The sequence below is a fragment of the Mesorhizobium sp. M1338 genome (assembly GCF_040318045.1).
GTDB lineage: Bacteria > Pseudomonadota > Alphaproteobacteria > Rhizobiales > Rhizobiaceae > Mesorhizobium.
In genome coordinates this window covers 1-845 of record NZ_JAMYLL010000146.1, presented here as the reverse complement: position 1 = coordinate 845, position 845 = coordinate 1, and the positions used below count along the sequence as shown (strand labels likewise).

Here is an 845-nt window from a genome sequence, read left to right as displayed (position 1 = left end):
TATTCATATATGAAGGCCATCTGATTGAGGGAGGATCGGTCTCTTGGTCGGCTCGGATTGACCGGCGGCGGCTTGTCGATGGCGTTTATTTTTCGCCGCCCGAACAGGTATTGGGCGACCAGCTCTGTGAACCGCAGGATTGGAATGGCGACACCTCGGGTGCGCGCGACGATGCGCAGCAGCGCATAGGCGATCATCGCCGCGAAGAGCTGCAGGCGGATTGCATTGCCGTTGTTGCCCAGGAACTTGCCGATCTTGAGGTGCTGCTTGATCCAGCGGAACAGAAGCTCGATTTGCCAGCGGCCTTTGTAGAGCTGCCCGATCTCGACTGCGGAGCGCTCCATGTCGTTGGTCAAAAGCATGATGGTGTCGCCTTCCTGGCGCTGGATGCGCAGGCGCCGCAGGCGTATCGGCAGCTTGCAAGCGCCCTTGCTGACCAGGCTCACCTCACTGTCTTCCAGGACCAGGAAGCCGTCGCCCTGCGGCTCGGCCACGGGGCGGTTGCACACCTGCGCCAGCCCCATGTTGGTCTTGGGCCGCGTCACGAAGACCGACCCGGCCTCGGCGATCGCCGTCCACCAGCCATAGTGGCAATAGCCCTTGTCGAACACATAGGTCGCCGCGGGCTCGATAGTGATCCGGCGGCCGATCTGGGCGTCGTTGACGTTGGCGTCGGTGATGTCGAGGACGCGCGGATGGTCGGCCTTCGGGTCATAGACGACATGGACCTTCATGCCGCGGATGCGTCCGTTCGACTTGGCCCACTCGCACAGCTTGCCGAGCGGAATGGGGGTCGAGTCGATCAGCCGCAGCATGTCTTTACCCTCTTGCCGCGTCTGCCGGTC

General features: G+C 62.6%; 1 protein-coding gene. It reads right to left on the bottom strand.

What is annotated here, in order from left to right; translation table 11 throughout:
- The coding region (locus NKH19_RS33380; protein ID WP_352983977.1) for an IS4 family transposase at positions 1-845 on the bottom strand (845 nt) is incomplete at both ends.